This window comes from Mumia sp. zg.B53 (assembly GCF_019550935.1).
Classification (GTDB): Bacteria; Actinomycetota; Actinomycetes; order Propionibacteriales; family Nocardioidaceae; genus Mumia.
Genome location: NZ_JAHWCK010000001.1, coordinates 1,838,365 through 1,864,775, shown reverse-complemented (window position 1 = coordinate 1,864,775; position 26,411 = coordinate 1,838,365). Strand labels below are relative to the sequence as shown.

The 26,411-nt window shown below is 69.7% G+C and carries 27 protein-coding genes; 6 read left to right on the top strand and 21 right to left on the bottom strand.

Annotated elements, in window-relative coordinates:
* Positions 1 to 54 precede the first annotated feature (54 nt).
* The 6 genes from KV102_RS09025 to KV102_RS09000 all read right to left on the bottom strand — a co-directional run bounded on the left by KV102_RS09025 (position 55) and on the right by KV102_RS09000 (position 5,368).
* Positions 55 to 528, bottom strand: a complete 474-nt coding sequence (locus KV102_RS09025; RefSeq protein WP_220345979.1) for a hypothetical protein — start codon at positions 526 to 528, stop codon at positions 55 to 57.
* A 200-nt stretch (positions 529 to 728) separates the two neighbouring features.
* On the bottom strand, positions 729 to 1,151 hold the full coding sequence (locus KV102_RS09020; protein WP_220345978.1) for a HEAT repeat domain-containing protein: 423 nt from the start codon (positions 1,149 to 1,151) through the stop codon (positions 729 to 731).
* Positions 1,133 to 2,221, bottom strand: coding sequence for a polymorphic toxin-type HINT domain-containing protein (locus tag KV102_RS19560; protein WP_220345977.1), 1,089 nt, complete (start codon positions 2,219 to 2,221; stop codon positions 1,133 to 1,135). Before KV102_RS19560 ends, KV102_RS09020 begins: the two co-directional genes overlap by 19 nt.
* Positions 2,218 to 2,583, bottom strand: a complete 366-nt coding sequence (locus KV102_RS09010; protein WP_220345976.1) for a hypothetical protein — start codon at positions 2,581 to 2,583, stop codon at positions 2,218 to 2,220. Before KV102_RS09010 ends, KV102_RS19560 begins: the two co-directional genes overlap by 4 nt.
* 221 nt (positions 2,584 to 2,804) lie before the next feature.
* The gene (locus KV102_RS09005) at positions 2,805 to 3,920 is read right to left on the bottom strand and encodes a hypothetical protein (RefSeq protein ID WP_220345975.1); all 1,116 of its coding nucleotides are present in this window, start codon (positions 3,918 to 3,920) and stop codon (positions 2,805 to 2,807) included.
* Between the two features lie 92 nt (positions 3,921 to 4,012).
* Positions 4,013 to 5,368 (bottom strand): dipeptidase, encoded by a 1,356-nt coding sequence (locus tag KV102_RS09000; RefSeq protein WP_220345974.1) that lies wholly within the window; start codon positions 5,366 to 5,368, stop codon positions 4,013 to 4,015.
* Positions 5,369 to 5,389: 21 nt separating this feature from the next.
* Here KV102_RS09000 and KV102_RS08995 point away from each other — a divergent pair, with 21 nt between their 5' ends.
* Positions 5,390 to 6,715 (top strand): glycoside hydrolase domain-containing protein, encoded by a 1,326-nt coding sequence (locus tag KV102_RS08995; protein WP_220345973.1) that lies wholly within the window; start codon positions 5,390 to 5,392, stop codon positions 6,713 to 6,715.
* Positions 6,716 to 6,718: 3 nt separating this feature from the next.
* On the opposite strand, the gene KV102_RS08990 is transcribed toward KV102_RS08995, so the two are convergent.
* Positions 6,719 to 7,093 carry a sterol carrier family protein gene (locus KV102_RS08990; protein WP_220343258.1) on the bottom strand — a complete coding sequence of 125 codons (375 nt, stop codon included), beginning with the start codon at positions 7,091 to 7,093 and terminating at the stop codon, positions 6,719 to 6,721.
* A 4-nt stretch (positions 7,094 to 7,097) separates the two neighbouring features.
* The gene (locus tag KV102_RS08985; RefSeq protein ID WP_220345972.1) at positions 7,098 to 7,949 is read right to left on the bottom strand and encodes a patatin-like phospholipase family protein; all 852 of its coding nucleotides are present in this window, start codon (positions 7,947 to 7,949) and stop codon (positions 7,098 to 7,100) included.
* Between the two features lie 73 nt (positions 7,950 to 8,022).
* Here KV102_RS08985 and KV102_RS08980 point away from each other — a divergent pair, with 73 nt between their 5' ends.
* Positions 8,023 to 9,063 carry an NAD(P)-dependent alcohol dehydrogenase gene (locus tag KV102_RS08980; protein ID WP_220343256.1) on the top strand — a complete coding sequence of 347 codons (1,041 nt, stop codon included), beginning with the start codon at positions 8,023 to 8,025 and terminating at the stop codon, positions 9,061 to 9,063.
* Positions 9,064 to 9,068: 5 nt separating this feature from the next.
* On the opposite strand, the gene KV102_RS19555 is transcribed toward KV102_RS08980, so the two are convergent.
* From KV102_RS19555 to KV102_RS08960, 4 genes are all read right to left on the bottom strand, one after another.
* Positions 9,069 to 9,992 carry an AEC family transporter gene (locus KV102_RS19555; RefSeq protein ID WP_220345971.1) on the bottom strand — a complete coding sequence of 308 codons (924 nt, stop codon included), beginning with the start codon at positions 9,990 to 9,992 and terminating at the stop codon, positions 9,069 to 9,071.
* A 121-nt stretch (positions 9,993 to 10,113) separates the two neighbouring features.
* Positions 10,114 to 11,766: a cation acetate symporter gene (locus KV102_RS08970; RefSeq protein ID WP_220343254.1), complete on the bottom strand. Its 1,653-nt coding sequence runs from the start codon at positions 11,764 to 11,766 to the stop codon at positions 10,114 to 10,116.
* Positions 11,763 to 12,101 carry a DUF485 domain-containing protein gene (locus KV102_RS08965; protein ID WP_220343253.1) on the bottom strand — a complete coding sequence of 113 codons (339 nt, stop codon included), beginning with the start codon at positions 12,099 to 12,101 and terminating at the stop codon, positions 11,763 to 11,765. The genes KV102_RS08970 and KV102_RS08965 overlap by 4 nt, the downstream gene beginning before the upstream one ends.
* 170 nt (positions 12,102 to 12,271) lie before the next feature.
* Positions 12,272 to 13,777 carry a glycosyltransferase family 39 protein gene (locus tag KV102_RS08960; protein ID WP_255560591.1) on the bottom strand — a complete coding sequence of 502 codons (1,506 nt, stop codon included), beginning with the start codon at positions 13,775 to 13,777 and terminating at the stop codon, positions 12,272 to 12,274.
* 207 nt (positions 13,778 to 13,984) lie between these two features.
* On the opposite strand from KV102_RS08960, the gene KV102_RS08955 reads away from it, so the two are divergent.
* Together KV102_RS08955 and KV102_RS08950 are read left to right on the top strand one after the other, a co-directional pair.
* Positions 13,985 to 15,421, top strand: coding sequence for a DEAD/DEAH box helicase (locus tag KV102_RS08955; RefSeq protein ID WP_308290278.1), 1,437 nt, complete (start codon positions 13,985 to 13,987; stop codon positions 15,419 to 15,421).
* A 263-nt stretch (positions 15,422 to 15,684) separates the two neighbouring features.
* Positions 15,685 to 16,188 (top strand): TMEM175 family protein, encoded by a 504-nt coding sequence (locus KV102_RS08950; RefSeq protein ID WP_220345968.1) that lies wholly within the window; start codon positions 15,685 to 15,687, stop codon positions 16,186 to 16,188.
* On the opposite strand, the gene KV102_RS08945 is transcribed toward KV102_RS08950, so the two are convergent.
* The 6 genes from KV102_RS08945 to KV102_RS08920 all read right to left on the bottom strand — a co-directional run bounded on the left by KV102_RS08945 (position 16,185) and on the right by KV102_RS08920 (position 21,559).
* Entirely contained in the window at positions 16,185 to 17,699 is a 1,515-nt protein-coding gene (locus KV102_RS08945) for a cation acetate symporter (protein WP_220343249.1), read from the bottom strand. The two genes, KV102_RS08950 and KV102_RS08945, sit on opposite strands and share 4 nt — an antisense overlap.
* Positions 17,700 to 17,719: 20 nt before the next feature.
* Positions 17,720 to 18,097: a hypothetical protein gene (locus KV102_RS08940; protein ID WP_220343248.1), complete on the bottom strand. Its 378-nt coding sequence runs from the start codon at positions 18,095 to 18,097 to the stop codon at positions 17,720 to 17,722.
* Positions 18,094 to 18,852: a LytTR family DNA-binding domain-containing protein gene (locus KV102_RS08935; RefSeq protein ID WP_220345967.1), complete on the bottom strand. Its 759-nt coding sequence runs from the start codon at positions 18,850 to 18,852 to the stop codon at positions 18,094 to 18,096. Before KV102_RS08935 ends, KV102_RS08940 begins: the two co-directional genes overlap by 4 nt.
* 34 nt (positions 18,853 to 18,886) lie before the next feature.
* On the bottom strand, positions 18,887 to 19,315 hold the full coding sequence (locus KV102_RS08930) for a hypothetical protein (protein WP_220345966.1): 429 nt from the start codon (positions 19,313 to 19,315) through the stop codon (positions 18,887 to 18,889).
* Between the two features lie 369 nt (positions 19,316 to 19,684).
* Positions 19,685 to 20,347 carry a hypothetical protein gene (locus KV102_RS08925; protein ID WP_220345965.1) on the bottom strand — a complete coding sequence of 221 codons (663 nt, stop codon included), beginning with the start codon at positions 20,345 to 20,347 and terminating at the stop codon, positions 19,685 to 19,687.
* Positions 20,348 to 20,467: 120 nt separating this feature from the next.
* Positions 20,468 to 21,559 carry a sensor histidine kinase gene (locus KV102_RS08920; RefSeq protein WP_220343246.1) on the bottom strand — a complete coding sequence of 364 codons (1,092 nt, stop codon included), beginning with the start codon at positions 21,557 to 21,559 and terminating at the stop codon, positions 20,468 to 20,470.
* Between the two features lie 56 nt (positions 21,560 to 21,615).
* On the opposite strand from KV102_RS08920, the gene KV102_RS08915 reads away from it, so the two are divergent.
* Positions 21,616 to 22,005, top strand: a complete 390-nt coding sequence (locus tag KV102_RS08915; protein WP_220345964.1) for a nuclear transport factor 2 family protein — start codon at positions 21,616 to 21,618, stop codon at positions 22,003 to 22,005.
* A gap of 4 nt (positions 22,006 to 22,009) precedes the next feature.
* On the opposite strand, the gene KV102_RS08910 is transcribed toward KV102_RS08915, so the two are convergent.
* Genes KV102_RS08910 through KV102_RS08900 form a run of 3 tightly spaced genes read right to left on the bottom strand, consistent with a single transcriptional unit; the run spans position 22,010 to position 25,168 of the window.
* The gene (locus KV102_RS08910; protein ID WP_220343244.1) at positions 22,010 to 22,510 is read right to left on the bottom strand and encodes a GNAT family N-acetyltransferase; all 501 of its coding nucleotides are present in this window, start codon (positions 22,508 to 22,510) and stop codon (positions 22,010 to 22,012) included.
* 6 nt (positions 22,511 to 22,516) lie between these two features.
* Positions 22,517 to 24,823 (bottom strand): phosphoribosylformylglycinamidine synthase subunit PurL, encoded by a 2,307-nt coding sequence (gene purL / locus KV102_RS08905; protein WP_220345963.1) that lies wholly within the window; start codon positions 24,821 to 24,823, stop codon positions 22,517 to 22,519.
* 30 nt (positions 24,824 to 24,853) lie between these two features.
* A complete protein-coding gene (locus tag KV102_RS08900; RefSeq protein WP_220345962.1) occupies positions 24,854 to 25,168 on the bottom strand; it encodes a cupin domain-containing protein in 315 nt (104 codons plus the stop codon).
* 82 nt (positions 25,169 to 25,250) lie between these two features.
* Here KV102_RS08900 and eis point away from each other — a divergent pair, with 82 nt between their 5' ends.
* Positions 25,251 to 26,402, top strand: coding sequence for an enhanced intracellular survival protein Eis (gene eis, locus KV102_RS08895; protein ID WP_220345961.1), 1,152 nt, complete (start codon positions 25,251 to 25,253; stop codon positions 26,400 to 26,402).
* Positions 26,403 to 26,411: the final 9 nt, after the last annotated feature.

The window sequence follows — 26,411 nt, the reverse complement described above, 5'->3', positions numbered from 1 at the left end:
GGCACACTCCTACGCCGCCACGCCCGCCAAGCGTTCAGCGGCCAAGCGAGTCGATCAGGCGACTCCAGAGCCCCCGACCACTCGACCGCTGGATAGTTCGACGGCGAAGTCTCGCGGCTTATCGTCATTCGGGTCTGCGACGCCTCTGACCCAGCCGCCGTCCGACTCGTCGATCCGCAAGCCGTCAATAGCAATCCGCTCGGTCGTCCAACGCACCCCATCGACGTCGACAGCCACGATTGACCACGGCGACAACAGCAGGAGCAGGCCATCTGCGGCCAGTACCTCGGCTCCGACGACCGGACCTGTTGGTGCGGGCGTACCGAGCAAGATCGTCAGCGCCCGGACGCCCGGTCCTGGGGCCGCGAAGGCTGCCGACCAAGCAGGCTCACCGCACGTCTCCACCTCGACCGCAACGGCGCGAGCACCGGCACCATCCGCCGCGACCACATAGTCGGGCTCGGCAGCAGGATGTTCCGAGATCGCTGCGTGGTACTCGGAGGCGAAGTGGTCCTCGGTCAGCATCATCAGTAATCAGGCCGGAAGAAGCGGTGCATGACCATCTCGGTTCGCCCGCTCGTCGATGGTCGCGTGAAGATCTCGTACGCCCGACCGTCCATTGACGACGCCGGGTAGTCAGTACTGGATCGAGTCGTTGCCCAGGTTCGGCTTAGGCAGCTTAGATGGCCGGGTGATCGCAAGTACCGCGAGCCAGCGAACCATCTGTCTCACGTCGACCCACGCGATGCAAGTGCCTCTTTTGCTGCCTCTCGGACAACCCACGACTCATCATGTGCGAGAGCGCCGAGCACCTCAGTTTCGGTCCTGTGGTGCCTCGCCACCCTGGCTCGAACGCTGTCGTCTTCGTCGTCGGCGAGCATGCGCAGGACCGCTGGGTCCAACTTGCGCTTACCAGCGACCTCCCAGCGAACTGCGGGATCGGGGTCACTCGCGAGCGCCTGGAGCACGGCAACGGGGACCGTCTTGTTGTGGGCAACCCACTGCCGCATCTCGGGGTAGTCCGCGATCACTCCCAGCCAGACCTCCAGACTCGCCTCATCCTGGCTGGCACGCGTTTGGTCCGATGGGCTTTCGCTCAGGCGAAGCGAGACGAACTCCTCAGGTGAAGTAATCAATTGAGGTCCTTCCATGGGATGAAGGTTCCAACGTCACTCTTGTGCTTACCGATGATGAAGTCGCCGTACTGATTGGCGTCGGCGCGCCAGATCAGGCGTCGCGATGACTCGGTGTAGACCTTCCATGTGCTCCCGCCGTGACCAGCGGTGTCCCTTGACCACCAAAGAGCATCCGACTTGCTCTTCGAGACGGTTCCAAACGGCCCCTGCTTTGTGGCCGCGGTTCCCTCCTTGGTGATCTGCCACAGACCGCGGACGTTGCAAGTGTTGTGGACGAGAATCTTGTCGTCTCCGACGTGGTAGTTATGGATGCCCTCCACGCTGAGGTTGTAGGCCAACGCCTCCCGAGCCGTCCCGACCCGCAGGCCGGACACACTGACCTCTCGACCCCCCGCAGCGATAGCCTTCTCGCCCGCACTGAGTTCGTCAGCCCTCTCGAACCGCTGATCGGTGACGGACCAGAACGGGTGGTCTTCGGTGGTGGTGATGACTTCACTGTCAACGATGAGGTCGATGACGGTGTCGTCGTGGACGAAGACCTGCTCGACAGACTTGGCGGTCTGTTCGCCGGTCTCGGGGTCGGTCGCGATGACCTTGTCGCCGACTTTGACGTCCTCGATCGGCTTGTGCGTGCCGTCAGCCATGAGGACGGTCGTAGCTCCAGCGAAGGAGCAGGCTCGAGCCGCCGTGCGTCCGGTGTTTGCGGCAACTTGGGTCCGGTGAAGCGACGAAAGATGCCCACGGATGCCCTGAGCCAACTCCTGGGTCGGCTCCGTGGCCTTGGCGACCTGCGCGTATCCGGCGCCGGTGGTGTAGGCGGTCGTAGGTGCAGCCACGAGGGTCTCGACAATGCGCGCCGAAGCGCCGCCCGACCAGCGGTAGACGGCGTCATACGCGGTGCCGGCGTCATTCTGACCAGGTGGGCCGCGCTCGTTGACGAGGCGCAACGACGCCACGCCGTGGTAACCGCCGTCGTAGGTGTAGCCAGGGACCTGCCCAGGCTCGGTCGTTGATGCGCTCGCTACAGATGGCGCAACCAGCCATCCGACGGCGAGCGCAACGAGCGGGGCGAGGAGGCGCTTCACGAAAGGAGCACCCAGATTTCGTCCGGCTCAACGGGGTCGTTCGTCCAAATTGCCACCTCGGTTTGTTGGCTCGCGGTGGCCTCCATCAGCACCTCGTTGTAGACGTTGAGGACGCCGATTCGGCCCGATGTGCTGAGCGCTCCGTTCCACCGAAGAGCGAGGTCACGCTCGGACGGCAGCTCAAGCGCCGAAGCGAGATGGACGGCCGTCTCCCCATCGAACTCGCTCAGCGTGCCGATTGCTATGCCGGTTGGCGACGCCACGACAGACCCACCTCCTAGAGAGTCAGGCAACTCGCCTGTGTCTGGGTCGAGGACCAAGATGAGGCTGTTTGGGACAGAGATCTGAACGACCTGACTCACTGGGCACCTCCTCGGCGAATGAGGTTGGCGATGAACAGTAACGAAGTTCCAACCGACCGACCAGCAATTCTCGGCGCCCTGGCTCGCGGGGATTGAAGTCCCATTTCGACACACGGCCAGGTGCGTCACGCGGCCAGTGGCTCACGCCTTCAGGGAACGCAAAAGGTCCCGACATCGCGGTGCGGGGGCAACCGCGATGCCGGGACCTGGTCAGGCGGAGACTACTTCTTGACCTTGACGGCCTTCGTCTTCTGCGTGACCGTCTTGTAGCCGACCTTGGTGTAGGTGACCTTCACCGAGATCTTCTTGCCCTTGAAGGACTTCTTGAGCTTGAGGGTCTTGCCCTTCGCGCCCTTGATCCTCTTGCCGTTCTTGAGCCACTGGTACTTGACCCGCGCTCCGGCAGCCTTGCCCGGCTTGACCTTGAGCTTCTTGCCGACCTTGGCCTTGCCGGTGATCTTGGCCTTGCCCTTGACGGCGAGGGTGCCCGCGGCGACCTTGCCGACGTTGACGGTCGTCACGCGAGTGACGTAGCCCGCCCTCTTCGCCGTCGCCCGAACGGCGACAGCCTTGCCGAGGTCAGCAGGCTTCACGACGTACGCGGAGCCCGCGCCGGCGGCCCTGCCACCGACCAGCCACTGGTACGAGACGCTGCTCGCCGGGTTGGTGGTGCCGCCGCTGGCGGCCAGGCGCTGTCCGACGGCGACCTTGCCGGCAGCCTTCAGCGCCGCGACGGGCGCGAGCGTGCCGGGAGGGGTGACGTCGACCGAAGCGATCGTCGGCGCAGTGCCGGTAAGGGCACAGTTGACAGCGGCGTTCACGAACTTGCCTTCACTGAACATCAGCTTCGCCAGCATCCCGAAGTCGGCCTTGCCGAGAGAGATGCTGACGGGACCGGTCGACGAGGTCGGGATCGACGGCAGGTCGATCGTGCCCTTCCAGACCATGTTTCCCGCAGTCGGGACCGCGACGGCCGAGTCGGCGAACGACAGCTTGGCCGGACTCGCGAACTGCTTCCCGTTCACGAAGACCGGGATGGTGGCGGTGACGCTCTTGAACTCCATCTGCAGTCGACGTGCGAGGTCGCTCCAACCCGAACCCCAGGCGTACGTGGCCGCACCATCGATCGAGATGGTCTCGCCCTGCTTCACCGTCTTGGGAGCGAAGTCCGTTTCCAGCGCGGCGTCGTACGGACCGAACGAGGTGTAGTTGCACGCGTAGTTCGTCGTGCTCGGAGCAGCGTGTGCCGCGGTCGCGGGAAGCGCAGCGAGCGCCCCTGCGACAAGTGCACCTGCCGCGATCATGCCCGCCCCTCGGCGAGCCGGAGTCGTCTTCATGTCTTCTCCTTCCGCGGCCACCTCTTGCAGCGACCGTTAAGAAGAACGTAGAGCGAAAACGGCGAAAGATATATAGTTACGGATATATCTTCTCAAAGGGTGGGCGGGCGTCGAGCCTCCGCAAGCTTCCCCAGCAGCAACGTCTCCGCCACGCAGACCCGCGTGAACTCGCCCAGGTGCAGGCCTTCGTCGATGCCGTGCGCGCGGGTGTCGGGGTCCTCCACCCCGGTGACGAGCACCGCCGCCCCGGGGTAGCGCTCGGCGAACTCCGCGATGAACGGGATCGACCCACCGACGCCCATGTCGATCGGCTCCACGCCGTCCCACGCCTCGCGGAACGCATCCCGTGCCGCGTCGTAGGCGGGTCCGGTCGCGTCGACCTCGTACGCGTCGCCGCGGTCGTTCGGCGTCACCGTGACTCGAGCACCCCACGGCGCGTGCGACTCCAGATGTGCGACGAGCGCGTCCATCGAGGCGTCGGGGTCCGAGCCGGGCGCGATGCGCATCGACACCTTCGCCCTCACTCTCGGCACGAGCGTGTTCGACGAGTCCGCCACGGTCGGCGCATCGATGCCGATCACGCTGATCGCCGGCTTCGCCCAGAGCCGGTCCACCACCGATCCCGTGCCGATCTGCTCCACCCCGGGCAGCACGCCCGACTCGGCGGCGAGCCGGTCTGCCGGATACTCCACCTCGGCCGCGGTGGTCGCGTGCAGTCCCGCAACGGCGACCTCGCCGGAGTCGTCGTGCAGCGTGGACAGCAGCCGCGTCAGCACCATCAGCGCGTCCGGGAAGACGCCGCCCCACATCCCCGAGTGGACGGAGTGCTTCAGCGTCTCCACCTCGACGACGCAGTCGACCAGGCCACGCAGCGTCGTCGTGAGCGCCGGCGTACCGATGTCCCAGTTGCTGGAGTCGGCGATGACGATGACGTCCGCGGCGAGGCGGTCGCGGTACGTGTCGAGCAGCGCGCCGAGGCTCGCAGACCCGGACTCCTCCTCGCCCTCGACGAACACGGTGACCCCGACGGGCGGCTTGCCGTCCCAGGCCCGGAAGGCCGCCAGGTGCGCAGCGATCCCCGCCTTGTCGTCGGCCGCGCCCCGGCCGTACAGGCGCTCGCCACGCTCGGTCGGCTCGAACGGCGGTGACGTCCACGCGTCGGGGTCGCCGGTGGGCTGGACGTCGTGGTGCGCATAGAGGAGCACCGTCGGAGCGCCCTCAGGGGCGGGATGGTTGGCGATGACCGCCGGCCCGCCACCCGCCTCCACGACGTCGACCTCCGCGAACCCCGCGTCGCGCAGCAGTGCCGCCACGGCGTCGGCGCTGCGCCGTACGTCCCCAGCCCGCGCCGGATCGGCGCCGACCGAAGGAATCCGCACGAGATCCCCCAGATGCGCGAGGACCGAAGGCATGATGCTGTGAAGTCGTTGCACCGCTGCAGGGCTCATGCCCGCACCATACGGGGGATCATGTCTACACTCGCCAGCCGTCTCCGTGGCGCCTCCACGCGCCGGATCGGCGCTGCCGCCACAGGTCTCGCTCTCGCCGCAGGACTGCTCGCGCCGGCCCTCGCTGCCGCCCCAGCCTCAGCGGTCGAGGCTCCAGGAAGCTTCACCGGATTCGCGTTCGACGCCTGCACGGCGCCGACGCAGGCTCAGATGGACGCGTGGTGGGTCTCGTCCCCGTACGCCGCCGTCGGCGTCTACATCTCCGGCTCGTCACGTGCCTGCGCCCAGCCCGCGCTGACCCGCAGCTGGGTCACGACGCAGGCCCGCCGGGGCTGGCGCCTCCTCCCGCTCCACGTCGGGAGGCAGGCCCCCTGCTACAGCGGCAGGAAGCAGAAGATGTCGATCAACCCGACGACCGCGCGGGCCCAGGGCGTCGCGGCCGCCAACGAGAGCGTGGCGTCGGCCAAGGCACTCGGCATCGGACGGAAGCGGGTCCTCTACCTCGACATCGAGGCGTACTCCATCGCGAACTCCGCGTGCAACACCGCCGTCGTCAGCTTCGTCGACGGGTGGGGCTCACGACTCGCTCAGCACGGCTACCGCTCGGGCCTCTACTCGAGCGCCTCGGCGGCCATCGCCGCGATGAACCGGCTCCGCGTGGCCCAGGTCGACAACTACCACTACCCCAACCACCTGTGGTTCGGCTGGTACAACGGCAAGGCCAACCTGGCCGCGGAGCCGTACCTCGACGACCGCTACTGGGCCAGGGGCAAGCGGATCCACCAGTACGTCGGCAACCGGGTGAGTCGCTACAACGGTGTCGCCATCAACATCGACCGCAACTACCTCGACGTCGGCGCGGGGTCGCGGGCGACCAAGCCCCGGGCACAGTGCGGCACGCACAAGATCCAGAGGTACCGGGCACTGCGGCCCCAGCAGCGACGCCCCACCCTGACGCCTGCCGCGAAGTGCCTGCTCCGTCAGAACGGCTACTTCAAGGGATCCACACGCGGACCGGTCCACGGCGCCAAGTCGCAGCGTGCCGTCAAACGGTTCCAGGCCGCCCGGGGATGGAAGCAGACCGGCGTGGTGTCGCGTCGGACGTGGGTCGCGCTGCTGTCCAACGGGAAGGCCGCGCCGGTGCTCAAGCGCGGCTCGAACGGCAAGCACGTCTATCGGCTGCAGCGCTCGCTGACAGCGGCCCTCGGACGCCCCGTCCCCCGCAACGGACTGTTCGACGCGACCACCCAGCGGGCCGTCGTCGCCTACCGCACGAAGGTCAAGCTCCCGAGGTGGGCGACCGCGGAGCCCCGGCTGTGGGCCTCCCTGCGCGCCGGCAGACGCTAGCGCTCAGACCAGCGGGAGGTAGGGCGAGAGGTTGCTGCGCTCGCCCGAGGCGCGGACCTTGCCCGCGGAGACCGCCTCCGCCCACGTCGTACGCCCAGTGGCGAGGGCGATCCACGTCGGCGCGTCGGTCTCCACGACCGCCGGAGGCGTGCCGCGGGTGTGCCGAGCGCCCGGGATCACCTGCACGGCGGCGTACGGAGGGACCCGCACCTCGACGCTGTTGCCGGGCGCCCGCTGGTCCAGGACGGCGAGCAGGTGCTTCGTCGCCGCGCGTAAGTCGTCCGGCGACACCTGCTGGCTGCCGGTGGTCGCGAGGTCCAGCCGTGCCGCCACGGCGTCCCAGGCCGCCGGGTCGAGAGGCTTCAGTCGTCGCGCCACCCCGTCAGCCCCAGACCTCGGAGACGGCGCGGGCGATGGTCGCGCCCTGGTCGCGTCCTGCCCGCGCGGTGCGGGCCCGGGACGCGGGGTCGAGGACGTTGCGCCCGATCGCCCGACGCGAGGCGAGGTCCGGCGCGATGATCGTGTGGACGGCGTCCGATCCGGAGAGCTGCGACGCCGCTCGCCTCCAGGTCGGGAGCTCGACCGCGACCGGTGTCAGCGCCACCACGCGGTCGTAGCGAGCAGCCAGGTCGGCGTTCGACGACGACCTCGTGCCTCCGTCGATGTAGCGGTGGCCGTCGATCGTCACCGGCGCGAAGACACCGGGGACGGCACAGCTCGCCGCGATCGCGCGGGCCAGCGGGACCCCGTCCTCGCGGCTGAACGTCCGGAAGGCGCCGGTGTCGGCGTCCACCGCGGTCACCCGCAGCTCGCGCGCCGGCCACTCCTGCGACACGAGCCGGTCGCGGATCACGGCGACGCGCTCCTCCTCCGTCGCGACGCGACCGGCAGCGGCCTCGCTCACCGCGTACGCGCCGAGGCGACGACCGAGCGCCTCGGCATCGCGTCCGCTGCGCAGGCCGAGGACCACCCACCGTGCCGTCACGCCCCAGCCGATCGACGACGCGGGCTCGGGGCCGTACGTGCCGAGCGGGGAGAGCTGGCGTTCGTACATCGCCTCGGTCGTCGCACCGTTGGTCACCTGCGCCCCGACCACCGATCCCGCCGAGGTGCCGAGGACGAGGTCGGCGCCGGTGAGGTCGACACCGGCCTCGATGAGGCCGTGCAGCAGTCCGATCTCCCAGGCGATGCCGGTGATCCCGCCGCCACCGAGAACGAGCGCGCGTGTGGTCACCGCGCCATTGTGCAGGAGAGGGCCTCGACGCGCTGCGCTCGCTGAACCTGCAGGGCGGATCTAGCGTGAACAGATGCGAGCACTCCAGTACGTCGAGATCGGCAGTCCTCCTCGGGTCGTCGAGGTGGAGACCCCTGAGCCAGGGCCCGGCGAGATCCGGCTGAAGGTGTCGGCCGCCGGGGTCTGCCACTCCGACGAGTTCGTGATGAGCCTGCCGGCGGAGGCCTACACCTTCGGGCTGCCGCTCACGCTCGGCCACGAGGGGGCCGGCACCGTCGACGCGCTCGGGGAGGGAGTGACGAACGTGGCGCTCGGCGACTCGGTCGCGGTCTACGGCCCCTGGGGCTGCGGACGCTGCCACGCCTGCTCGCGCGGTGCGGAGAACTCCTGCCCGTACGCCGTCGAGCTCGGCATCGCGCCGCCGGGGCTCGGAGCGCCCGGCGCGATCGCGGAGTACATGATCGTCGACGACGTACGACACCTCGTCCCTCTGGGCGACCTCGACCCTGTGCGCAACGTGTCGCTGACCGACGCGGGCCTGACGCCGTACCACGCGATCCGCACCGCCATGCCGAAGCTCGTCGGGGGCAGCACGGCCGTGGTGATCGGCGCCGGCGGCCTCGGACACGTCGCGATCCAGATCCTGCGTGCGCTCACCGGCGCCCGCGTGATCGCGCTCGACGTCAACGACGAGAAGCTCGCCCTCGCCAAGGAGGTCGGGGCCCACGAGGCGGTCCTCTCGAACGATGAGGCACCGGAGGCGATCAAGCGGCTCACCGGCGGTCTCGGCGCCGAGGCCGTCTTCGACTTCGTCGGCGCTCCGGCCACCGGCGCGATCGCGGCGGCGTCGGTCGCACTCGAGGGCGACGTGCAGCTCGTCGGTATCGGTGGAGGCGCCGTGCCCGTCGGATTCGGGGTCACCCCGTACGACGCCGCGTTCCGGGCGCCGTACTGGGGCACCCGGTCCGAGCTCATCGAGGTCTTCGAGATGGCACGCCGCGACCAGCTCCACGTCGAGATCGAGACCTACTCGCTCGACGAAGCACCCCAGGCGTACGAGCGTCTGCACGCCGGAGAGATCCGAGGGCGTGCCGTGGTCCTGCCGAACGGCTGAGGCCGCTATGCCAGCAGGGCCGCGATCGCCAGGATCGTGAGGAACGAGAGCACGGTGGTCGCGAACACGACGTCGCGCACGACCGCCACCGACCGGTCGTAGCGCACCGCGGTGACGAACACGTTCTGCGCCGTCGGAAGACCCGCGACCACCACCACGGCGAGGAGGGCGCTGCCGTCGAGACCGAGGGCGAAGCGCGCGACGAGGTAGGCGACGAGCGGCTGGACGGCCAGCTTGACGACCGTCAGGATCGCCACCTGGGTGCCGGCGCCGCTCGCGCCGGGTTTCGGCCCCAGCCGCAGCGAGATGCCGAACGCGATCAGCATCCCGGGGATGGCGAGCCCGGCAAGCAGGTCGATCGGGTCGGCCACCCACCTCGGGACCGGCACGCCGGTGAGCGCGACCACCACCCCGACGACCGCGCCGACCGTGAGCGGGTTGCGGAAGGGACGCGACAGCACCGTCAGCACCGTCGGTCGCTCCATCGACTCCGACTGGTCGAGGACGACGAACGCCAGCGGCGCGAGGACGAGCAGCTGGAGGAGCAGCGCACCGGCGACAGCGGATGCGTCACCCAGCACGTAGATCGCGATCGGGAGGCCGAGGTTGCCGGCGTTGACGTAGCCCGCACAGAGGGCGGCCAGCGTGGTGTCGGCCCACCCGCGCCGCCATCGCCACCGCGCGAGCACGAGAGCGATCACCGCCACCGCCGCGACGCTCGCCGCATTCGCGACCAGCGCCTTCGACAAGGCGCCACCGACGTCGGTGTCGGCGAGGACCGAGAACAGCAGCGCCGGGCTGCCGACGAAGAACACCAGGCGCGAGAGCATCCACTGGTAGTCGAGCGTGACCACCCCGAGGTGCGCGAGGACGAAGCCCACCGCGATCACGACGGTGATGACGCCGAACCCCTCGAGCACTCCCGTCACGGGTCCATCCTCACCGACGCGACCCTGCGGACGCACGAATCCCCCGCTCTGCCGCCAGGAGGAGCGTCAGAGCGGGGGAATCGTGTGCGTCGTGGTCGGTCAGGGTAGGTCGGTCAGCCCGTCACTCGGCGCCCGCGCCGGTCATCGACCGGACCTCGAGCTCCTCGTACTTGACGGGGTCGGCCTTCTCCTTGGTCGTGACCGTGCCCAGCCACCCGAGGAAGAACCCGATCGGGATCGAGACCAGGCCGGGGTTCTCCAGCGGGAACCAGCTGAAGTCCACGCCGGTCCCGAACAGCGACAGGCTCTCCCCCGTCTCCGGGTCGACCTTGCCCGAGACCACCGGCGAGAAGAACACCAGGCCGACGGCCGAGATCAGACCGCCGTAGATGCTCCACACCGCCCCGCGCGTGTTGAAGTCCTTCCAGAACAGGTTGTAGAGGAGGGCCGGGAGGTTCGCCGACGCCGCCACGGCGAACGCCAGGGCGACCAGGAACGCGACGTTCAGCGACTGCCCGGGGATCGCCAGCGCGATCGCCACGCCGCCGATCACGAACGCCGCGATCCGCGCGACCTTGACCTCGTCCTTGCCGGAGACCTCACCCTTCTTGAACACGTTGGCGTAGAGGTCGTGCGCGACCGACGACGCCGACGCGAGCGTGAGGCCCGCGACCACGGCGAGGATGGTGGCGAACGCCACCGCCGCGATCAGTGCGAGCAGAATCGCGCCTCCGGTCGAGCCCGCGCCGCCACCGACGGCTTCGGCGAGCAACGGTGAGGCCAGGTTGCCGCCGGACTCGGCGACCTTGGCGTACTGGTCGTCGCTGAGCAGCGCCGCGGCACCGAACCCGAGAATCAGCGTCATCAGGTAGAACGTGCCGATCAGCCCGATCGCCCAGTTCACCGACACGCGCGCCTGACGCGCCGTCGGCACCGTGTAGAAGCGGATGAGGATGTGCGGCAGACCCGCGGTGCCGAGCACCAGGGCGATGCCGAGCGACAGGAAGTCGAGCTTGCTGGTGAAGTCGGCGCCGTACTTGAGCCCGGGCTCGAGGAACGCCTGCCCCTTGCCGGAGTTCGAGGCGGCCGTGCCGAGCAGCTCGGACAGGTTGAAGTTGAACTTCGCCAGCACCAGGATGCTGATCAGCAGCGTGCCGGCCATGAGCAGCACCGCCTTGACGATCTGCACCCAGGTCGTCCCCTTCATGCCGCCGACGACGACATAGAAGATCATCAGCACGCCGACGGCGACGATCGTCAGGTTCTTCAGCGTGTCGCCCTCGACGCCGAGCAGCAGCGACACGAGCGCGCCGGCACCGACCATCTGCGCGAGGAGGTAGAAGATCGACACGACGACGGTGGAGACGGACGCAGCGGTACGGACAGGACGCTGCCGCATCCGGTACGCCAGCTGGTCGGCCATCGTGAAGCGGCCGGAGTTGCGCAGCAGCTCGGCGACGAGGAGCAGCGCGACCAGCCAGGCGACGAGGAACCCGATGGAGTAGAGGAAGCCGTCGTAGCCGGACAGCGCGATGGCGCCGGAGATGCCGAGGAACGACGCCGCCGACATGTAGTCGCCGCCGATCGCGAGGCCGTTCTGGAAGCCGGTGAACGACCGGCCGCCGGCGTAGTAGTCGGCCGCCGTCTTGTTGTTGCGGCTCGCCCAGAACGTGATGGCGACCGTGAGCAGCACGACACCGACGAAGAGGACGGTGGTCAGCGTCTGGTGGTCACCCTCGGCACTGGCTGCGAGGACCACGTCGCGTCCGCTCATCGGGTGATCTCCTCGTCGTACTCGGCGCGCAGTGAGTCAGCGAGCGGGTCGAGGTTCTTGACGGAGAACTTCGAGTACCAGATCGCGATGGCGAAGGTGGAGACGAACTGGAGCAGTCCGAAGATCAGGGCGACGTTGATGTTGCCGACGACCTTGGCGTTCATCAGGTCGGGCGCCCAGTTGGAGCAGATGACGTACAGCAGGTACCAGGCCATGAAGCCGATCGTCACGGGGACGACGAAGCCTATGTACTTGCGTTTGAGGGTGTGGAACTCCTCGGTGGAGCGGATGCGTGCGTAGGCCGCATCCTCCGCCGCTGTGGTTCTCTCGATCACGGCTTCGCCTCTCGGGACGCACGGGCATGGGTGTTCTCGCGTGAGGCTAGGGGCGGCCGCAGGGTGTGTGCCAGGTCACACCGGCGAGGTTCGGTGGACGTGCGCGACCGGTCGCCGTACGGCATCGCGCGCGCGCCGAGCGGTCGCGCTCACGCGACGAACGGCAGGCGTCAGTCCAGGTGCCGCAGGTCGTCCCAGAGCTCGGCCCACGGCCGCAGCGGACCGCGACACACGGCCACGGGGACGCCCTCCTCCTCGTTGTCGACACCGACCCCGTTGCGGAGCACGTCCACGGCCTCGCACTCCTCGAAGATCGTGACCGCGAACCCGTACTGGCCGCCGACGAAGACGACCGTCTCGGTTCGGTCGGGCGGCCGGGCCTGGTCGTGGAGGGCGTTCTGCCCGCTGTACGGCGTGGGCAGGCCGAGCGCGGGACCGTACCGGTCGATCGCCCCGGCCTCGCCGTAGTTGCTGGTGATGATCGCTGCCTCGGCCCGTTCATCCGCCGACAACCCGTTCCACACGGCGGCGATCTGACGGACGTACGCCGGCCACCCGACCTGGTCGGCGGCAGCCTGGTTGATCCCCGGGACAGGGGTGCTCCCGAGCGTGCCGACGCCGATCACCGGCAGCGACACGACGACGGACACCGCGGCGTACAGCACCAGCAGCGCCCCGACCCCTGCGCGCACGGCGTTCGACGAGCGGGTGAGCCACGACGCCGTCGGGACCCAGCCGGCGGCAAACAGCACGGCGAGCACACCGACCGGGTAGTAGAACTGCGCTCCCCCCACGAAGGTCAGCACAAGGACGACCACGAAGGCGACGTCGAAGGCACGGAGGGCTCGCCACTGCGGCCGTCGCCACAGCGCGACCGCACCCACGACCCACACGGCGGGCAGCATGATGAAGAGGAACGGCCACATCATCACCCGAACCTCGTCGGCGTTGTTGTCAGCCAGCGCCGCGCCCATGTCGAGCTGCGGGAAGCCGTTCACGACCTGGTAGGCGAGGTTCGGGAGGGCGACGACCGCGGCGAGCGCGCCGCCGGACCAGAACCAGCCCGACCGCAGCACCCGCCGGGGACCGACCAGCACCACGCCGACGAGCAGGCCGAGGATCAACCACGGGATCAGCAGGCGGCCGTAGGTCGCGAGACCCACCACGAGACCGACGGCGAGCCACCACCGGCCGTCGTCGCGGAGCAGGGCGCGGATCACGAACCACGACGCCAGCACCCACGCCAGGAGATCCGGCGAGGTCGTGATCAGCACGTGCCCGGCCACGAGCGGGAACGTCGCGAACGCGAACGTCCAGGCGCACAGCCCTTGGGCGAGAGCGCCGCCTCCGAGCTCGCGGACGATCGCGGCGACCACCAGCGTGGAGGCCACCACGGCCGCGATCGCCGGCAGCCGCAGCGCCCACGGCTCATCGGCGACCAGGTCGGTCATCGCGCGGGCGATCAGCGGGATCAGCGGCGGCTGGTCGACGTAGCCCCACGACGGGTCCAGCATCCGGAAGTACAGCTCGTCGCGATGGAAGCCGTAGCGGCCGGCCGTCGCGAGCAGCACGACCGCGAGCGCCGCGGCGGCAGAGAGCACGGGCACCCGTGCGTACGCAGGCACGGGCGACGTCTCACGTTGGTGTCCACCGACCATCGGGGCCGTGGTGCCCATCCCCGCAATGTAGGGGTCCCCAGGGTCAGGACGTGTGTGATCAGCACCACTCGATTCGTCGTCACGGCCGCATCCCGGGTACTGTCGGCGAAGGACGCATCCGGCGTCCGCGGTCGTCTGCTCGAGCGGCGCGCACCCCGCGCCCTCCCGTCCTCATTCGTGAGTGGCTGCAATCACGGCCACCCCCACGACTTGAAGGACACCCCTGTGCCCACCTTCGCCGATCTCGGCGTACCTGCACCTCTCGTCGCCTCCCTCGCGGAGCGCGGCATCACCACCCCCTTCCCCATCCAGGCGGCCTCCCTGCCCGACTCGCTCGCGGGTCGTGACGTGCTCGGTCGAGGCCGTACCGGTTCCGGCAAGACCGTCGCCTTCAGCCTGCCGACACTCGCCGTCCTCGCCGCCAGCGGACGCCGCCGGCGCGCCAAGAACCCCCGCGCCCTGGTCCTCGTCCCGACGCGCGAGCTCGCGACCCAGGTCCACGAGACGCTCCAGCCGCTCGCGCAGGCGATGCAGATGCGCACCATGACGATCTTCGGCGGCGTCGGCCAGAACCCGCAGGTGACCAAGCTCCGCAACGGTGTCGACGTCGTCGTCGCCACCCCGGGTCGGCTCGAGGACCTGATGGCTCAGGGTCACTGCGACCTGAGCGACATCGAGGTCACCGTGCTCGACGAGGCCGACCACATGGCCGACCTCGGCTTCCTCCCCGGTGTCAAGCGGATCCTCGACCGGACCCCGCGGGACGCGCAGCGCCTGCTCTTCTCGGCGACGCTCGACAACGGGATCGACACCCTCGTCAAGCGCTACCTCCACAACCCGGTCACCCACTCGGTGGACGAGGCGACGTCGCACGTCCCGGACATGGAGCACCACGTGCTCTCCGTGACCCACGACGGCAAGCAGTCGCTCATCAACCAGCTGGTCGGCGGCGAGGGCAAGACGCTCGCCTTCACCCGTACCAAGCACGCGGCCAAGAAGCTCGCGAAGAAGCTCACGGACTCCGGGATCCCGGCCGTCGACCTTCACGGCAACCTGAGCCAGAATGCACGCCAGCGCAATCTCTCGGCGTTCTCCGACGGCACCGTCCGAGTCCTGGTCGCCACCGACATCGCGGCCCGCGGCATCCACGTCGACGACGTCTCGCTCGTCGTGCACGTCGACCCGCCGACCGAGCACAAGGCGTACCTCCACCGCTCGGGCCGTACGGCACGTGCCGGCGCCTCGGGCGTCGTCGTCACCATCGCGACACCCGAGCAGCGCCGCGACGTCCGTACGCTGATGCGCGCGGCCTCGATCAAGCCGACCGACCACGAGGTCGCCGCCGGTTCCGAGATCATCGGCTCGCTCGTCGGCCCGCAGGCCGAGCGCGTCTCGCCGCCCCCGGCGCTCGTCGCTGCCGCGGCGGCCAGCGCTCGCGGCAACGGTGGCCGTAGCGGCGGTCGCGGGAGTGGTGGCCGGGGCAACAACGGCGGGGGCCAGCGCTCCGGCGAGGGCGCCCGCAGCAGCAGCGGTTCGCGTGGACGTCGCTCCGGTGGCGGGACGGCCACACGAAGCGGCAGCGGCTCGGCCTCGAGCTCGAGCTCCTCGCGCTCCGGTGGGGCTGCCTCGTTCTCGTCCCAGGCCGGGCGCCGCGGTCGCTGACGCGACTCCCCACGACCTCTCGGCCAGCAGCCGCGGCCGTCCTCGGCACCCCTCGGTGCCGGGTACGCGTCCGCGGCTGCTGCTTGCCCGCGCCGCATCGTCCGGCTCTTCCTACAGTGGACGGATGGCGGGAACTCACACGGACCGCGGCCTGGACCGGCTCGTCAACTTCACCGACGCCGCGGTCGCGATCGCGATCACCCTCCTCGTGCTTCCCCTCATGGACCTCGTCACGGACGGACGGTCCCACTCGGTTCGCGTCCGTGCTGGCCGACGAACGCTGGACGTTCGTCGCGTTCGCGCTCAGCTTCGCGGTCATCGCGCAATTCTGGGTCGGGCACCACCGACTGTTCGAGCATCTGCGCGACTACTCCAACGCCATCCTCTGGACCAACTTCGTCTGGTTGGCCAGCATCGTCTTCATCCCCTTCACGACCCAGCTCCTCGGTGAGCTGAGCAGCGACACCAGAGGGGGAAACTCGCTCTACATCGGCGTGCTGATCGTCGCGAGCGCGTGCCTGGCCGTCATCCAGTGGCTCACCGTGCGCCACCCCGATCTCCAACGGAGCGATGTACGGGGACAGCTCGACGTCCGCGGAGGGCTCGTCGCCCTGGGCCTGCTGCTGCTCGCATTCCTCCTCCACCTGGTGGCGCCGAGCGTCGGGATGTTCTGGCTTCTTCTGCTCTTCCTCGCCGGGCCGGTGGCGCGGCTGATGGGTGTCCGCAAGCTGCCCCGCGACCGCGACATCATCGAGCGGCCGAGCTAGGGACCGTCCGCCCGATCCAGCAGCAGCCGCTCGGGGGTGTGCAGCCGGACCATGGTCCGCGCGACGTTGGAGGGTCGCCGGTTCTGGGTCGCCAGCGAGACGGCCACCATGGTGGCGAAGGCGATCGGCACCGACCAGGCGGCGGGTCGCGACAAGAGAAGGTCGAGCCAGCCGTCGTCACTCCCGCGCACGATCGTCGCGACGACCGCACCTCCGGCACCGATCCCGCCGGCGAGCATCCCCGCGACGGCGCCCGCTGCGGTCAGGCGTCGCCACCAGATGCCCAGGACGAGGAGCGGGCAGAACGTGGACGCGGCTACCGCGAAGGCGAAGCCGACCGAGCTCGCGACCGCGATCTGGTCCGAGGCCAGCGCGAGCGCGAGCGGGAACACCGTGCCCACCACGGCGCCGGCGCGCAGTCCGGCGACCGGTCCGAGGACGCGCCGACCCACCGATCCCTGGGCGAGCACCCCGGCGACCGACATCGTCAGGCCGGAGGACGTCGACAAGAAGGCGGCGAACGCACCCGCGGTGAGCAGCGCGCCCAGCAGGTCACCGAGCGACCCGCCGATCATCCGCATCGGCAGCTCCAGCACCACGATGTCGGTGTTGCCGGTGGCGACCAGGTCGGCGGCGTAGACCCTGCCGATGACGCCGTACGCCGTCGGAAGGAGGTAGAAGACGCCGAGCAGCGCCAGCACGAGCAGGGTCGTCCGCCGTGCCGCGCGCCCGTCAGGATTGGTGTAGAACCGCACCACGACGTGCGGAAGGCCCATGGTTCCGAGGAACGTCGCCACGATCAGCGAGTACGTCGCATAGAGCGCCAGACCGGGCGCGTCCGCGGCCATCGGCGACAACCAGGCTGCCGAGGCCCCGGCGTCGGCAGGGGTCGGCCTCCCGTCGTCGGTCCAGGCGTGCAGCAGGAACACCAGCGGCACCAGCAGCGCGGTGAGCTTGAGCCAGTACTGGAAGGCCTGCACGAAGGTGATGCTGCGCATGCCGCCGGAGATCACGTTGACGACGACGATCACGGCGACCATCACCGACCCGACCCACGTCGGTGCTCCCGTCACGGTGTGCAGGACGAGCCCGGCGCCTTGGAACTGCGGCATGAGATAGAGCCAGCCGATGACCACCACCAGCATCGACGCGACCGCGCGCGCGGTCGTCGACTGCACACGCATCTGCGTGAAGTCGGGAAGCGTGTAGGCGCCCGACCGCCGCAGCGGGGCGGCGACGAACGCGAGGAGGACCAGATAACCGGCCGTCCACCCGACCGGGAACCACACCATGTCCGCGCCGTAGGTCAGGATCAATCCGGCGATGCCCAGGTACGACGCCGCAGAGAGATATTCGCCGCCGATCGCCGACGAGTTCCAGAGCGGGCTCACCGATCTCGACGCGACGTAGAAGTCGGAGGTGGTCCTGCTGAACCGCAGCCCGAACAGGCCGATGCCGAGGGTCGCGAGCGCGACCACCGCCACGGCAACCGCGGCGTACGTGCTGCTCACGGGGATGCTCCTTGCCCCGGTCAGGGGCGTTCGACGAGATCGCTGAACGCACGCTCGTTGCGCTCCGAGGCCACCACGAACGCCCAGCCGATCAGGAACAGCACCGGATAGACCCCGACGCCGAGGACCCACCACGGCAACGGGAGGGGTCCGACCTGGACGGCCTCGAGATCGGCGACCATGAAAAGGATCGGCAGTCCCCCGATCGCGGCGGCGACCACTGCCGCGACGACCAGCGCAAGGCGCAGCTGCGAGCGCACCAGCGACCGCACGTAGACCTCGCCGATGGCAGTCTCCTCGTCGATCTCCTGCACGACCGTGCGGCGCCGGCGAGGACGAGCGGTCGTGTGCGGGCTGGTGATGCGGACCCGGTCGACCGCCGGGTCGGTGCCCGTCACGACACCCCACCACCGGAGCGGGACCGCAGCTGGACGAGCTCCCGCAGGTCGCGCGTGTGGCGGCGAGCGACCTGCAGCTCGGTGTACGGCGGGCCCCCGGCGTCGACGAGGACGGAGCATCGGCCGGCGATCATCCGCACCTCCCGCACCCGCGACGACGCCACCAGCAGACTGCGGTGGATCCGGACGAACCCGGCGGACGCCCACTCGTGCTCCAAGGTCACCAACGCCGTACGGAGCAGGTGGCTGTCGCCCTCGACGGTGTGGAGCCGGACGTAGTCGCCCTGCGCCTCCACGTAGGCCACGCTGTTGCGCGGGACGAAGCGTGTGACGCCGGCGAGCTCGACCGCGACGACGTCGTCGTCCGCCGTCGCGGACGACGTCAGAGGCGACCGGGCACCGCAGATCCGGCGGACGGACTCGCGGAGACGATCCTCCGCGACCGGCTTGAGGACGTAGTCGACCGCGTCGAGGTCCCAGGCGTCGACGGCGTGGTCCTCGTGCGCGGTCACGAACACGACCTTGGGCTGGCTGCGGAAGCGGGCGAGGACCCGCGCCACCTCCAGGCCCGACAGGGCCGGCATCGCGATGTCGAGGAAGACGGCGTCGACAGGGTCGGCCTCCAGCGCTCGCAGGACGTCCGCGCCGGAGCCGACGGCCCGGACGTGGTCGATCCGCTCGTCGCGCTCGAGGAGATAGACGAGCTCGTCGAGGACCGGCTGCTCGTCGTCGGCGACGAGAACGTTCAGACCCATGGCGCACGAGTGTAGGTGTGCGGTGTGGCCTACGTCACGCGCCGCGTCCTGGTAGCTCTCCGTCACCGATGTCCCGGACTGATCCGACGACCGGACGTCGCGTCGAGACGCTGCACTCGATTGCCTCGTTTCCCCAAGTGACGGCCTCGGAGGTCAGCGCGGTGTCCGTTCCATCGAACGCACGTCCCGCGTACACCTCGGCTCGCTCCTGACAGACGCGCGAGGCGCCCGCGCGGTCGGTGTCTTCGTCACGAAGACCAACGATCTCGGCCCTGTGCGGGTCGGCGCACGAGTAGCGTGGACCGTCTGCCCGAGCCGCGCAGACGCGGAGGGCGACCATCACCTCCCCACCAGCGATTTGACGCAGGTCGGCCGCCGTGGCGCCGTGGGAAGCGGCAGCCGAGTCGGGCGCGATCCAGCAGGACGCGGCGCCGGTCGCGATATCGATGCCGATCCGGTCCACACGCGGATCCAGGCCCAAAGCGCGGTACACGCTTTCCGCGTCGCAGTCCCCAGTGCTCATCACGAGGCCAGCCCCGGCCGCGTCACAAGAGGCTTGCTGCCCGGCTCGCAGCGTGCACGGCTCGGGAGTCTCCGTCGCTCGGTCCGACGCCCTCGGCGGGTGCGAACCGACCGGGATGCTCGGGGCGCCGGTTGTCGTCTCCGCAGCCGACGGCGTCTCCTCTTCGTCGCCAAATGTGACGACAAGGCTAACTGCCGTCAAGCACGCACCAATAATTGTCGCGAGCGCGGCCGCGGCTTGGATGTCTGAATCAACCGCCCGGACTCGCCCCCACCACAAGCGCGCCCACGACCGCACGGTCATCCGCAACTACTTTGACTGCATCGTCAGATCGGTCACCAACGCGATGGCGGCATCATCACAGTCCTCGTTCGGCGGGGGGCTCTGTTTGACCGTCATCTTCACCACAGCGGCGTTGGAGATGTCGGCCTCGAGTATCGCCGACTCATTGAATTCGATCGCCTTTGCGGCAACCTGCCGCCCGTCGACGACAAGCGCAAACTCCAGGCGCGCGGTCGATGACGGCGAGGTGAGGTCTTGTGCGACCTTGGCGACGAGCTTGTAGCCGTCGGTCTGCGCAATCCTGAACTCCAGCGGGTCACCTCCGTCATACCCATAACCGCACGAGACCAACGTGGCCATCGCCTGGGCCTGTTCGCCCGCAACGGGTTGGTGAGCGCCCTCCTCCCAACCTTCCGCGCTGAAGGCATCCACAAGGTTCAACTCGCGAACTTCGCCGACGACGACCGGCGGCGCTGACGGCTCGGCGTCGAGCGACTCACCACCCTCGTACGAGTCCGCCTCTTGGGCGGTGAGGGGAGTAGGTGTTGGTGCTGTCGCCGCGTCTGGAGTCCTCGTTGACATCGATTCGGATGTGGTCGCGCGCACCTTTTCCCGCGCGGTATTCGCGTCGTTCGACTCTCCACTACACGCGCTCGCGACGAGAACCAAGATCGCAGCAGCGGCGTACACCGCAGGTTTCCCAACCATCCACACTCCCCGGCATCGTGCTGATGACCCAGTGAACGTAGCAGTGAATCTGGAACTCATGCCTCTGAACGGCACGAAAACACCGCCCCCGTCACGCACCCCTCATCTTTCGGCGCCCGGCGCGTACTTGGGCACCCGGACGGTGACCTTCGTGCCGGCGCTCGGCGCGGTCTCGATGACGATGCCGTACGCGTTGCCGTAGACGGTGCGCATCCGCTCGTCGACGTTGCCCAGGCCCACCGAGTCCCCCGCGCTGTCGCCGGCGAGGGCACGGCGTACGCGGTCCGGGTCCTCCCCGACCCCGTCGTCCTCGACGGTGATCACCGCCTCGTTGCCCGCGTCGCGGGCGATCACGACGACCGTGCCGCCGTCGGCCTTGCGTTCCAGCCCGTGACGTACGGCGTTCTCGACCAGCGGCTGGATCGAGAGGAAGGGGAGCCGGACGGAGAGGACCTCGGGAGCCACCTGCACGGTGACGTGGAGGCGGTCGCCGAAGCGGGCCTTCTCGAGCACGAGGTAGCGCTCGATCGACTGCAGCTCGTCGGCCAGGGTGGTGAACTCCCCGTGGCGCCGGAACGAGTAGCGGGTGAAGTCGGCGAACTCGAGCAGCAGCTCGCGCGCCCGCTCGGGGTCGGTCCGGACGAACGACGCGATCGCGCCGAGGGAGTTGTAGACGAAGTGCGGTGAGATCTGGGCTCTCAGCGCCCGCAGCTCGGCCTCCATCAGCGCGGTACGGGACTTGTCGAGCTCGGCCAGCTCGAGCTGGCTGGACATCCAGCGCGCGACCTCCGTCGTCGCGCGGGCCAGACCGGCCGAGCTGGTCGGTGACCTCACCACGAGGGCACCGACGACGGTGTCCTCGACGGTCAGCGGTGCCACGATCGCGTGCGGGTAGTGCGCGTGCGGGGTGCTGAACGCCTGCGTGGCGCCAGCCGCGATCGCCTGTCTCGCGAGCTCCATCGCGTCCGAGCGCCGCTCGCGGGAGCCCTCGACCGCGAGGACCTGCTCGGTGTCGGTGAGCGCGACCGACGGTGCGCCGAGGAGCGTCCGCAGGTGCTTGAGCGAGGCGGAGGCGCTGTCCTCGTCGAGGCCCCGGCGCAGCGCCGGCGCGGCCAGCGAGGCCGTGTGCAGCGTCTCGTACGTCGCCCGGTCCTCGGCCGACCCGAGCGAGCGACGGGACCACGGTGTCCACATGGGTGGAGAGTGTGCCACGCGTCGGCAGTGGAGCGCTGTCCGTCGGCCGCTCTACGATGGAGCCGTCACGCCCACGCGCCTTCGCCGACCAGTGGTGCGCCGCCTGGAACGCCCACGACGTCGAGGCCGTTCTCGCCCACTTCGCCGACGACGTCGTCTTCAGCTCGCCCGTCGCCGCTGCGCTCCTCCCCGACAGCGCCGGTGTGCTGCGCGGCAAGGGGGCCCTGCGGCACTACTGGACCGAAGGCCTCCGTCACGTGCCGGACCTGCGGTTCGAGGTGCTCGGCGCGTACGCCGGGCTGGACACTCTCGTCATCCACTACCGCAACCAGAAGGGCGGGCTCGTGTGCGAGGTGCTGCGGCTCCGCGACGGGCTGGTCGTCGAGGGACACGGGACCTACCTCGCGTCAGAGAGCGACACCGACCTCGCCGGCACCGGGCGCTGAGGGGTCAGCCGACCGGCTTCTCGAACCGTGCCAGGGTCTTGCACCGCCCTGGGAACTCACGATCGCCGCGCTCGACGAACCCGAGGTCGGCGTAGTACGCACGAAGCCCGGCGTTGGCCGCCGCGCAGTCGAGCCGAACGCTGGTACGCCCCGCGTCGCGGGCGCGACCGGCCACCCAGTCCAGCAGCGCTCCACCGAGCCCGCGTCCACGGTGGGCCCTCCGCACCATCAGCCCGTGCACGTACAGCGCGTCGTCGGCCGCAGGATCGACGAGATCGTCCCAGATGGCGGGGTCGGCCTCGAGCACCCGGACCGTCGCGCTGATCGCTCCATCGTCGCGGACGACCCACCACTGCTGCCGGGCGATCTGGTCGCGCACCTCGTCCGCCGTAATCTCACCGGGCTGCCACTGGGTGATGCCTGACCCGAGCTGCCACCGTGCGAGGTCGTCGCGCAGCGACACGACCGCCTCGGCGTCCGCCCGGTAGGCGCGGGTGGGGAACACCGGCGCTCAGGCCCCCATGGCGGCCGGGATGGTGGTCGACCAGCGGTCTCGAAGCTCCGCCACCGGGACGGAGAACGCCCCCTCGACCGTCAGCGCCTCTCCTCCGGTCTCACCGATCCGCGTGACCGGGACGCCGTACGACGCGGCAAGGTCGGTGAACCCCTCGACGTGGTCGGGCGCGACCGCCACCAGGGCCCGGGCCGTGGACTCGGAGAACAGCGGCACGAAGTCGTCCCCACCGAAGGACCCTCCGTCGAGCGACACCGTCGCGCCGACACCGTGGCGGATCGCCGCCTCAGCGAGGGCGATGGCCAGACCGCCGTCGGAGAGGTCGTGCGCGGCGGTGGCGAGCTCACGCCGCGCCACCTCCACCATCAGGTCCGCGAGCGCCTTCTCGGCCGCAAGGTCGACCTGGGGCGGACGTCCACCCAGGTGGCCGTGCGCCACCTGCGACCACGCCGAACCGTCGAGCTCTTCGCGCGTGGTGCCGAGCAGGAGGACCACGTCACCCTCGGCGGCGAAGCCCTGCCTCACCCGCTTGGTGACGTCGGTCATCACGCCGAGCACACCCACGACCGGGGTGGGCAGGATCGCCGTCTCGCCGGTCTGGTTGTAGAACGACACGTTGCCGCCGGTGACCGGGATGCCGAGCGCGGCGCAGGCGTCCTTGAGACCCGACGTGGCCTGCTCGAACTGCCACATCACGGCCGGGTCCTCCGGAGAGCCGAAGTTGAGGCAGTCGGTCACCGCCAGCGGCAGGGCACCCGCGACCCCGACGTTGCGGTACGACTCCGCGAGGGCGAGCTGCGCGCCGGCGTACGGGTCGAGCTTGGCGAAGCGTCCGTTGCAGTCGGTCGAGAGCGCGACGCCGAGGTTGGTCTCCTCGTCGATCCGGACCACACCGGCGTCCTCGGGCTGCGCCAGGACGGTGTTGCCCCGGACGTAGCGGTCGTACTGGTCGGTGACCCACGACTTGTCGGCCTGGTTCGGAGAGCCGAGGACGTCGAGGAGCGCGGCCCGCAGCTCGTCGCCGCTCGACGGACGTGCCAGCGTGGCGGCGGTGTCGGCCTGCAGCGCGTCCTGCCAGGCGGGCCGGGCGTACGGGCGCTCGTAGGTCGGACCGTCGTGCGCGACCGAGCGCGGCGGCACGTCGACGACGGTCTCGCCGTGCCAGTCGATGACCAGGCGCCCTGTCGTGGTGACCTCACCGACGACGGTGGCCTCGACGTCCCACTTCGCGCAGATCTCCATGAAGGCGTCGAGGTGGTCGGGCTCCACGACCGCCATCATCCGCTCCTGCGACTCGCTCATGAGGATCTCCTCCGGAGAGAGCGTGGAGTCGCGCAGCGGGACCGTGTCGAGCTCGACGTGCATCCCGCCGTCACCGGCACTGGCGAGCTCGCTCGTCGCGCACGACAGACCGGCGCCGCCGAGGTCCTGGATGCCGGCCACCACGCCGGCGTCGAAGAGCTCGAGCGTGCACTCGATGAGCAGCTTCTCCATGAAGGGGTCGCCGACCTGGACGCTCGGGCGCTTCGTCGGCCCTGAGTCGCTGAAGGTCTCCGACGCGAGCACCGAGACACCGCCGATGCCGTCGCCGCCGGTGCGAGCGCCGTACAGGACGACCTTGTTGCCCTCGCCCGACGCGTGAGCGGTGTGCAGCTGCTCGTGGCGCAGGACGCCGACGCAGAGGGCGTTGACGAGCGGGTTGCCCAGATAGGTCTCGTCGAAGACGACCTCGCCCCCGATGTTCGGCAGACCGAGGCAGTTGCCGTAGCCCCCGACGCCGGCGACGATCCCCGGCATCACACGGGTGGTGTCCGGGGCGTCGAGGGGGCCGAAGCGCAGGGGATCCATCACCGCAACTGGGCGGGCGCCCATCGCGAGGATGTCGCGGACGATGCCGCCGACACCGGTGGCGGCGCCCTGGTACGGCTCGACGTAGCTGGGGTGGTTGTGGGACTCGACCTTGAAGGTGACCGCGTAGCCCTGGCCGACGTCGATGACGCCGGCGTTCTCACCGATCCCGGCGAGCGTCTTGCCGAGCGGCGTCTCCTGGGGGAGCTCGCCGAACTTCTTGAGGTGCACCTTGCTCGACTTGTAGGAGCAGTGCTCGCTCCACATCACGGAGTACATCGCGAGCTCGGCGCCGGTCGGGCGGCGCCCCAGGATCTCGACGATCTGCTCGTACTCATCGGGCTTCAGTCCCAGCTCCGCCCACGGCAGCTCCCGGTCTGGGGTGGCGGCGGCGTTCTCGACGGTGTCGAGGCGGGGCTTCGCGGAGGGAATGGTGGCGGCAGGCGCGTCGGTCACGGCACCAGCGTAGTCGTCGCTGCCAGGCGCCTACTCCAGCCAGTCCGTCACGAAGGTGTCGTTGGCGTGGATGTGTGTCGCGCGGTAGCCGCCCGGCAGGACGCGGAACTTGTGCGGGGTGTCGGGCGGGACGACGATCACGTGGCCTGCACGCCCCACGAGCTCCTCACCGTCGACGGTGAACAGTGCGCTCCCGGCATGGATCAGGAACGTCTCGGCGTACGGATGGGTGTGCAGCCGCGGGCCGCTGCCCTCGACCTGGGTGTCCGACTGGATGATCGAGACGCCCGCCCCGTACGCCGCTCCCTCGATGTTGTCGGTCGTGCCGACCTCGATGATGTGCATGCCACGACGCTAACCACCGGCAGCCTCCCGGACCTCGCGTATTTCCGTCGCCCACGCCTCAGGCAGCCACTACGGTCGTGCGGTGGAGATTCGTGACCTCGGCCTCGACGACCTCGATGCGGCGCTCGACGTCCGTTCGCGGTCCTTCGGTCCCCTCTCGTCGACCGACGTCGACCAGTGGAAGGGCATGGTCGCGCGAGCCGTCGACGCCGGTCGACAGCTGGCGGCCTACGACGGCAGCACGGTCGTCGCGACAGCGCGCATCAACGCCTTCGGGCAGTGGTGGGGAGGGCGTCGCCTGCCGATGGCGGGGATCGGCGGCGTCGTGGTGGCGCCCGAGCACCGTGGGAGCGGCGTCGGCTCAGCGCTCATGCGCGCGGTGCTCGAGCGCTCCCGCGAGCTCGGGTTCCTGGTCTCTGCGCTCTATCCGGCGACGACTGCTCCGTACCGCGCGGTCGGTTACGAGATCACCGGCACCCGGCGGGTCGTCGACGTCTCGACCGAGGCGCTGAGGCGGTTGTCCGGAGAGCCGGTCCGGCTCCGCCGCGGCGGGCCTGAGGACGCCGCCGAGCTGACCCGCCTCCTCGCGGCCGGATACCAGGCGCGTCGCCAGAGCGGCCCCTTCGACTGGGATCCCGTCGAGGTGGCCGTCGACCTGGCCGACGACGAGATCCTGACCTACCTCGCCGACGACGGGGTCGTCTCGTACGCCTTCGCAGGTGACCACCTGGACGTCCAGACTCTGTGTGCCGCATCGACCTCGACGCTGCGGGCGTTGTGGCGGCTCGTCGGGTCCGGGTCGTCCACGCGGTCCTCGGTACGGGTCGCCCTGGGGCCGCACGACCCGCTGTTCTGGATGCTGCCCGACAACGAGGTGGCCGTGCACCAGACGCAGTGGTGGATGCTGCGGCTGGTCGACGCCCCTGCGGCCGTCGCCGCCCGCGGCTTCCCCGCCGCGATCGACGTCGAGGTGCCCCTGGTCCTCACCGATCCGCTCCACGAAGGCTCGTCGGGTCGACACCTGCTCGTGGTGTCCGGTGGTCAGGGGGTGCTGCGCCGTACCGAAGGGGCGGGCGGCGTGGCGCTCGGGCCGCGCGGGGCCGCGGCGCTCTTCGGTGGGACGCCGCTCGCCACCCTGCGCGCTTCGGGGCTCGCCGACGGAGGCGACCCGGAGGACGACCCGCTGCTCGATGCGGCCTTCGCGGCGACGCCGTACATGACCGACTACTTCTGAGCCACGGCA